The sequence below is a fragment of the Acidovorax sp. CF316 genome (assembly GCF_000276605.1).
Lineage (GTDB): Bacteria > Pseudomonadota > Gammaproteobacteria > Burkholderiales > Burkholderiaceae_C > Acidovorax.
The window spans coordinates 32,123-40,298 of sequence record NZ_AKJX01000108.1; the positions used below are offsets into that span (position 1 = coordinate 32,123).

Annotated in this window: 7 protein-coding genes; 6 read left to right on the top strand and 1 reads right to left on the bottom strand. The window is 69.5% G+C overall.

The window, feature by feature from the left end; all coding sequences use genetic code 11:
* Positions 1–45 precede the first annotated feature (45 nt).
* The 6 genes from PMI14_RS11560 (at position 46) to PMI14_RS11585 (ending at position 7,430) form a co-directional block, all read left to right on the top strand.
* A complete protein-coding gene (locus PMI14_RS11560) occupies positions 46–945 on the top strand; it encodes a DUF4394 domain-containing protein (RefSeq protein WP_007854353.1) in 900 nt (299 codons plus the stop codon).
* Positions 942–1,580, top strand: a complete 639-nt coding sequence (locus tag PMI14_RS11565) for a methylamine utilization protein (protein WP_007854354.1) — start codon at positions 942–944, stop codon at positions 1,578–1,580. The genes PMI14_RS11560 and PMI14_RS11565 overlap by 4 nt, the downstream gene beginning before the upstream one ends.
* Positions 1,577–3,928 (top strand): bifunctional diguanylate cyclase/phosphodiesterase, encoded by a 2,352-nt coding sequence (locus PMI14_RS11570; RefSeq protein WP_007854355.1) that lies wholly within the window; start codon positions 1,577–1,579, stop codon positions 3,926–3,928. Before PMI14_RS11565 ends, PMI14_RS11570 begins: the two co-directional genes overlap by 4 nt.
* A 382-nt stretch (positions 3,929–4,310) precedes the next feature.
* Entirely contained in the window at positions 4,311–5,105 is a 795-nt protein-coding gene (locus tag PMI14_RS11575; RefSeq protein ID WP_007854356.1) for a pseudouridine synthase, read from the top strand.
* A gap of 43 nt (positions 5,106–5,148) precedes the next feature.
* Entirely contained in the window at positions 5,149–6,390 is a 1,242-nt protein-coding gene (locus tag PMI14_RS11580) for a triacylglycerol lipase (RefSeq protein WP_007854357.1), read from the top strand.
* 104 nt (positions 6,391–6,494) lie between these two features.
* Positions 6,495–7,430, top strand: a complete 936-nt coding sequence (locus PMI14_RS11585; RefSeq protein WP_007854358.1) for a hypothetical protein — start codon at positions 6,495–6,497, stop codon at positions 7,428–7,430.
* A 10-nt stretch (positions 7,431–7,440) separates the two neighbouring features.
* On the opposite strand, the gene aqpZ is transcribed toward PMI14_RS11585, so the two are convergent.
* Positions 7,441–8,136, bottom strand: coding sequence for an aquaporin Z (gene aqpZ / locus PMI14_RS11590; RefSeq protein ID WP_007854359.1), 696 nt, complete (start codon positions 8,134–8,136; stop codon positions 7,441–7,443).
* Positions 8,137–8,176: the final 40 nt, after the last annotated feature.

Here is an 8,176-nt window from a genome sequence, read left to right on the forward strand (position 1 = left end):
GTCTATCGGGTATAAACCCGTTACAGTTTCTGCAAAGGATGCTCCATGAGCCGCTTCCACACCTCCTTTCGTTTGCATGGTGTCCTGGGCACGCTGGTGCTCATGGGCCTGGCCGCATGTACCGGCGGTCCGATGCCCGACGCATCCGAGCGCCGCGAACGCCTCGTGGCGGTGACGGCCGACCACGAACTCATCGTGTTCGATGCGCGCAGGCCCGACACCGTCCTCGAACGCCGGCGCGTGACGGGCCTGGCCTCGGGCGAACGGCTGATCGGCGTGGACTTTCGCGTGGCCAAGGGCGTGCTGTATGCCCTGTCGCAGGCGGGGCGCCTGTACACGCTCGACATCTCCAGCGGTGCCTTGACGGCGGTGGGCACCGCGCCCGCTGCGGTGTCGCTCACGGGCGCATCCTTCGGCTTCGATTTCAACCCGGCGGCGGACCGCATCCGCGTGGTGTCGTCCTCGGGGCTCAACCTGCGCCTGCACCCCGACACGGGTGCCCTGGTCGATGGCGACCCCGCCCAGCCGGGCGTACAGCCCGATCCGGTGCTGCACTACGTGGCCGGTGACGTGAACGCCGGCCGCGTACCCGACGTGGTGGCAGCCGGCTACACCTACAGCCCGCAGGACAGCAAGATCACCACCAACTACGCCATCGACCGCGCCCGCGGTGCGCTGGTGATGCAGGGCTCGCGCGAAGGCGCCACGCCCGTGGTGTCGCCCAACACCGGCCAGCTGCGCACCGTGGGTTCCCTCGGCCTGGGGCCGCTGTCCGACGCCTCCTTCGACATATCCGACGTGGGCAATGTGGCCTTGCTGGCCGCACGCACGGCCGGCGATCCGCGCTCGCGCCTGTACAAGGTGGACCTCGCGTCCGGCCGCGCCATCTCGCTGGGCGTGATCGGCAGCGGGGCGGCCTTGGCGGGAATGGCCATAGAACCATGAACACGCGGCCCGTCCTGGCGCAATGGCTGCTGGTGCACGGATGTGTGCTGGTGGGCTGGATGGCGACCATGGCGGGCCTGGCGCAGGCCGCCTCCGTGCAGGTGGACCTGACCGACGCGGCAGGCAAGCCCCTGGCCGATGCCGTGGTGTTCCTCGAATCGGCCGAGGCCAAGCGCCTCGTCAAACCCCAGCCCGGCGTGGAGATGGCGCAGGAAAAGCGCCAGTTCGCACCGGTGATGATGGTGATCCCGGTGGGGACCGAGGTGCTGTTCCCCAACCGCGACACGGTGCGCCACCACGTCTACTCCTTTTCGCCCACCAAGAAGTTCGAGCTCAAGCTCTACACGGGGACACCAAGCAAGCCGGTGCTCTTCGACCAGGCCGGCGTGGTGGTGCTGGGCTGCAACATCCATGACCAGATGACCGGCTGGATCCTGGTGGTGGACACGCCCTACTACGCCAGTTCGTCCGCAACCGGCAGGGTCCTGCTCGACAACGTGCCTGCGGGCAGCTACAAGCTGCGGGCCTGGCACAACCGGCTGCCGGTGGGTGCCCCGGCCCTGGAGCAGGCGCTGACCGTGCCAGCCACCGGCGTGGCCAGTGCCTCGGTGCGCATGGCGGGGCTGCAGCCTTGAACCTGTCCCTGCTGCGGCGCAGTCTCATCCTGAGGCTGGTGGGCATCTCCTTGCTGCTGCTGCTCATCGTGCAGGCGGCCGGCTTTGCGGTGGTGCGCGCCAGCATCGAGCGCAATGCGCGCAGCCAGATCGCCCGCGCCCTCGACACCGACGAGAACGTCTGGCGGCGCCTGCTGGACCAGAATGCGGACAAGCTGCGCCAGGGGTCGGCCCTGCTGGCGGCCGACTACGGCTTTCGCTCGGCCATCAATTCGGATGACGAGGAGACCATCCAGTCGGTGCTGGAGAACCATGGCAGCCGCATCGGCGCGGCCGTGACCGCGCTGCTGGGCACGAACCTGGAGCTGCGCGCGGCCAGCCTGTCGGACGACATGCTGGACTTTCCCGCCACGCTGCGCCAGGTGGTGCCGCCCCTGGCGGCCCAGCCGCAGGGCAGCCAGGTGGCCATGATGGCGGGCGTGCCCTACCAGTTCGTGATGGTGCCGATGCGGGCGCCGGTGGTCATCGGCTGGGTGCTGATGGGCTTTCCCATCGGCCAGCCGCTGGCCGAGGAAATGCGGCGCCTGCTGTCGGTGCAGGTGGCCGTGGTGGTCAAGGCGGCAGATGGCAGCGTGTCGGTGCCCGTGACCACGCTGTCGGCACCGGCGCTGGCCAGCCTGCACCGCCAGGGCCTGCCGCTGGCAGAGCTCAAGACTGCCGAGGGGACGCTGCTGGTGCGCGAGGCCCCCCTGGGCAACGCGGGCAACGAGGTGAAGACGCTGCTGCTGCGCTCGGTGGACGAGGTGGTGGCGCCGTACCAGCAGCTGCAGGTGCTGCTGGCCATCATCACCATCGCGGGCGTGCTGTTGTTTGCAGCCGGCACCGGGCTGGTGGCCACGCGCCTGACCACGCCCCTGCGCTCCCTGCTGGCGGCCACCCAGCGCCTGTCGCGCGGCGAATACGGGGTGCCGCTCTCGCATACCGGGCGCAAGGACGAGATCGGCAACCTGGCCCGCTCCTTCGACCGCATGCGCCTCGATATCGGCAGCCAGCAGGCCGAGATCCGCCGTCTGGCCTACTGGGACCGTCTCACGGGCCTGCCCAACCGGGAGCGTTTTCGCGAAGCCGTGGTGCACGCCATCGCCGCGCAGGAGGAGGGGGCCGTGCAACCCCTGACCGTGCTCACGCTTGACCTGGACCGCTTCAAGCATGTGAACGATGTGCTCGGCTATGCCTTTGGCGACCGCCTGCTGCAGGCCGTGGCCGAGCGCCTGCAAAAGCAGGTGCAGGGCGAGAGCGACATGGTGGCCCGCCTGGGCGGCAACGAGTTCGCCCTGCTGTTGCCGCGCACGGATGCGCAGGAAGCGCATGCGCTGGCCCAGCGCATCAACCAGTCGTTCGAGGAGCCCCTGGCCTTCGAAGACCAGACGGTGGACCTGAGCGCAGGCATGGGCTTCGCCTGCTGGCCGGCCGATGCCGACGATGCCGACACGCTGCTCAGCCGCTCCGAGATCGCGATGTACGCCGCCAAGCGCAAGCTCAGTGGCGCGCTGCGCTACGACGCTTCGTTCGACTCGGCCAGCACCCAGACCCTGTCGCTGCTGACCGAGCTGCGCCGTGCCGTGGAGCACGACGAACTGCGCCTGTACCTGCAGCCCAAGGTGCCGCTGCACGGGCAGGGGGGGCTCGCGGCCGAGGCCCTGGTGCGCTGGCAGCATCCCCAGCGCGGCCTGGTGCCGCCCATGGACTTCATTCCGTTTGCCGAGCAGACGGGCTTCGTGCGCCATCTCACGCTGTGGATGTTCGAGGAGGTGGCGCGCCTGCTGGCCGATCCGCGCACGGCCGACCTGCCGCTGCGCATCTCGGTCAACCTGTCCACGCGCGACCTGCTCGATCCGGAGCTGCACACCCGGCTGGGCGCCATCCTCACGCGCCATGGCGTGCAGGCCAGCGCCTTCTGCCTGGAGATCACCGAGAGCGCCATCATGGACGACCCGCTGCGTGCCGAGGCCATGCTCAACCGCCTGTCCGAGCAGGGCTTCAAGCTCTCCATCGACGATTTCGGCACCGGCTATTCGTCGCTGGCCTACCTCAAGCGCCTGCCGGTGGACGAGCTCAAGATCGACAAGTCCTTCGTGATGGGCATGGAGGCGGGTGAGGACGACGCGATGATCGTGCGCTCCACCATCGACCTGGCCCACAACCTGGGCCTCACGGTGGTGGCCGAGGGGGTGGAGAACCTGGCCATCCTCGACCGGCTGCGTGCCCTGTCCTGCGACGAGGCGCAGGGCTACCACATCAGCCGACCGCTGGGGGCCGAGGATTTCCTGGCCTGGCAGTCCCGCCAGATCGCCGCCACCGCCCCGTGAGGGGCCCGGGGCCGCTGTTCGGCGCCTGCTTTGTGCGGCCATGCGCCCAAACGGTCGCGCAGGGGTGAAAATACGGGCAATGCCTTCTTCCCGTCCCCCCGCCGCCCCGGCCGCCGAGCCCGGTGACCAGCCACCCCGGCGCGCCGTGTTGCGCCGCCCCGCCGCGCCGCCTGCTTCTTCGCCACCCGCATCGGCCACGCCGCGCGCTTCGGCACCTGCTGCAGCCCGCAGCAACGCACGGCCCGATGCGCGCCCGCAATCCCGACCCACCGCCGCGGCGCCGCAGGCGCGCGGCAACGTGTGGCGCGCCGAACCCGCGCCGCCGGCTTCGCGCGGGCCGGCCCCTGCCCGTGGCGCCCCGCCATCCTCTGCCGCCGCACCCATGCGCCCGGCCGTGCCGGTCAAGACCACAGCCGCCGCCGCAGGCACCGCGCGCCTGAACAAGCGCATGGCCGAACTCGGCCTGTGTTCGCGCCGCGAGGCCGACGACTGGATCGCCCACGGCTGGGTCAAGGTCAACGGCGAGGTGGCGCCCATGGGCCTGCAGGTGCTGCCCACCGACCGCATCGAGGTGGACAAACGTGCCCAAGGCCAGCAGGAGCAGCAGGTCACCATCCTGCTGCACAAGCCCATGGGCTATGTGAGCGGGCAGGCCGAGGACGGCCACACGCCCGCCGTGGCGCTGATCAACCCCCGCACCCACTGGCGCGACGACCCGGGTCGCATGCGCTTTTCGCCGCCGCAGTTGCGCGGCCTGGCACCGGCCGGCCGGCTGGACATCGACTCGGTGGGCCTGCTGGTGCTCACGCAGGACGGCCGTGTGGCGCGCCAGCTGATCGGCGAGGACTCCACGGTGGACAAGGAATACCTGGTGCGCGTGCAGTACGGCGAGGTCGCCACCGACGTGCAGGCCGCATTTCCGGCCGCGCAGCTGGCGCGCCTGTGCCATGGCCTGGAGCTCGACGGCCAGCCGCTCAAGCACGCCAAGGTCGAATGGCAGAACCCCGAACAGCTGCGTTTCGTGCTCACCGAAGGCAAGAAGCGCCAGATCCGCCGCATGTGCGAGCTGGTGGGTCTCAGGGTGGTGGGGCTCAAGCGCATCCGCATCGGCCGGGTGACGCTGGGCAACCTGCCGGTGGGCCAGTGGCGCTATCTCTTGCCGAACGAGCAGTTCTGAGTCCTGCGCGGCTCCCGCCACCTTTCATTGACCGGAGCCTGCCATGCCATCCAAACCCTCCCCCGCGCGTGCCCTGCGCCAGCTGCGGCCTTCCGACCTGCGCGGTGCAGCCCGCCTGGCCACCCAGGCCACGGCCAGCATCAGCCGCGTGGCCGAAGGGGTGCACCAATCGGTGCTGGGCACCATGGGCCTGCCGGGCGCCGCCGCACCGGGCCGCACGCGCGGTCTGACCGGCATGGTCTATGGCGGTGTGCGGGGCATCACGCGCCTCGTCGATGCCGGCCTGCAGGCCGCCTTGCTGCGGCTGGAACCCTTCGTCGCCATGCCCGACGAGGCGCAGGACGTGCCGCGCGAGCGCCTGGCCGTGCTGGCTGCGCTCAACGGTGTGATGGGCGACCGCCTGGCAGAGGACGGCAACCCGCTGGCCACCTCCATGGGCTTTTACCAGCAGGGCCGGCCGCTGGACCTGGCGGCGCTGCGGGCGGCAGGCACGGCATCGGGCCACCTGCTGGTGCTGGTGCATGGCCTGTGCATGAACGACCTGCAATGGGAACACGAGGGCCATGACCATGGCGCCCACCTGGCGCAGGCCGTGGGCTGCACGCCCGTGTACCTGCGCTACAACACGGGGCAGCATACCTCCACCAATGGTGCCGAGCTCGCGCGGCAGCTGCAGGCGCTGGTCGCTGCCTGGCCGGTGGCGGTCACGCGGCTGAGCATCGTGGGCCACAGCATGGGGGGCCTGGTGGCGCGCAGCGCCTGCCAGCAGGCCGAGCAGGCGGGGCTGTCCTGGCGTGGCTTGCTGCAGCACCTGGTGTGCCTGGGCACGCCGCACCATGGCGCGCCGCTGGAGCGTGCGGGCCATTGGGTGGACCGGCTGCTGGGCAGCACCCCGTACTCGCGCCCCTTTGCCCGGCTGACCGGGCTGCGCAGCGCTGGCATTACCGACCTGCGCCACGGCCACGTGCTGGATGCGGACTGGCTGGGGCGCGACCGCTTCCGCAAGAGCCCGGACATGCGCACCCCGTTGCCATTGCCCGCCGGCGTGCTGTGCTGTACCGTGGCGGCCACCCTGGCTGCCCAGCGCAGCCCGGTGACCGAACGGCTGGTGGGCGATGGCCTGGTGCCGCTGCACAGTGCCCTGGGCTGGCATGATGACCCTGCCAGGCGGCTGGAATTTGCGCGGGCGCAGCAGTGCGTGGTGCACCGGACCGGGCACCTGCAATTGCTGGGGGATGTCCGCGTGGCGCGACAATTGGTGCGCTGGCTGGCACCGGCAGGCTGAGCCGGGGTGCCGGCTGTCGCCTTTATTTGTGCCGGTACGCCAAGGGGAGCGCGGGCATTGCTACCATCGTGCCATTCGCGCCGCATGTAACAAGGAGAAACACAGTGAGCGACAAAAAATACCGCCTCGTGACCCGCAGCGACTTTGACGGCCTGGTGTGCGCCGTGCTGCTCAACGAGCTGGAGCTGATCGACGAGATCACTTTCGTGCATCCCAAGGACATGCAGGACGGCAAGGTACCCATCACCGAGCGGGATATCACCACCAACCTGCCCTACGTGCCCGGCGCCCACTTGGTGTTCGACCACCACGAGTCGGAAACCATCCGCAATTCGGGGCGGCGCGACAGCAACCACATCATCGAGGCGCATGCGCCTTCGGCGGCACGCGTGGTCTACAACCACTATGGCGGCAAGGCGGCCTTCCCGCGCATCACCGACGAAATGATGGCGGCGGTGGACCAGGCTGACTCGGCCCAGTACTCGCGCGAGGACATCCTGAACCCCGAGGGCTGGGTGCTGCTCAACTACCTCATGGATTCGCGCACCGGCCTGGGCCGTTTCCGCGAGTTTCGCATCAGCAACTATGCGCTGATGATGGACCTCATCAAGTACTGCCGCGACCACACCATCGAGGAGATCCTGGCGCTGCCCGACGTGCAGGAGCGCGTGGCGCTCTACCGTGAGCATGCGCCCAAGGCCAAGGAGCAACTGCTGCGTTGCGCCATCAAGATCAGCAACTTGGTGGTGCTGGACCTGCGCGACGAGGAGACCATCTGGGCGACCAACCGCTTCATGATCTACGCGCTGTTCCCCACGGCCAACATCTCCATCCACATGATGTGGGGGCTGCAAAAGCAGAACACGGTGTTGGCCACCGGCAAGTCCATCCTGGACCGCAGCAGCCAGACCCACGTGGGCAACCTCATGCTGGAGTTCGGCGGTGGCGGCCATGCCGCCGCAGGCACCTGCCAGGTGGCCAACGACAAGGCCGACATCATCCTGCAGGCGCTGATTCAGCGCATCACGCTGGACCGCTGAGTTTTTTTCCTCAGTCTTCGCCGAACAGGACCCGGTACAGGGCGGCGCCCAGCAGCGCGCCGGCCATCGGGGCCGCCCAGAAGACCCACAGTTCCGACAGCGCATGCGCCGGGCCGAACAGGGCCGGGCCGGTGCTGCGCGCCGGATTCACCGAGGTATTGGTCACCGGGATCGAGACCAGGTGGATCAGGGTCAGGCACAGGCCGATGGCCAGCCCGCCCACGCCCTCGGCCGCCCGGCGCGAGGTGGCGCCCAGGATCACGATGAGGAACACCGCCGTGAGCACCACTTCGGTCACCACGGCGGCCACCAGCCCGTAGCCGCCGGGAGAGTGCTCACCGTAGCCATTGGTGGCAAAGCCGCCGATGTCGGCCCCGGGCCTGCCGGTGGCGATCAGGTAGAGCAGGCCCGCCGCCACGGTGGCGCCCAGCACCTGGGCCGCGATGTAGCCAGGCAGCTCGGCGGCCTTGAACCGCCCCCCGATGGCCAGGCCGACCGAAACCGCGGGGTTGAAATGCCCGCCCGAGATGGGCCCCAGCGCGTAGGCCCCCGTGAGCACCGTGAGGCCGAAAGCCAGCGAGACCCCCAGGAAGCCGATGCCCAGTTGCGGAAACGCAGCGGCCAGCACGGCGCTGCCGCAGCCGCCGAACGTGAGCCAGAACGTCCCGAGGAATTCGGCAGACCATTTTTGCAGAGAAGTGGGCATGGGCGGTGTTCCAAAAAAGCATGGCTGGGGGCACCCCGCC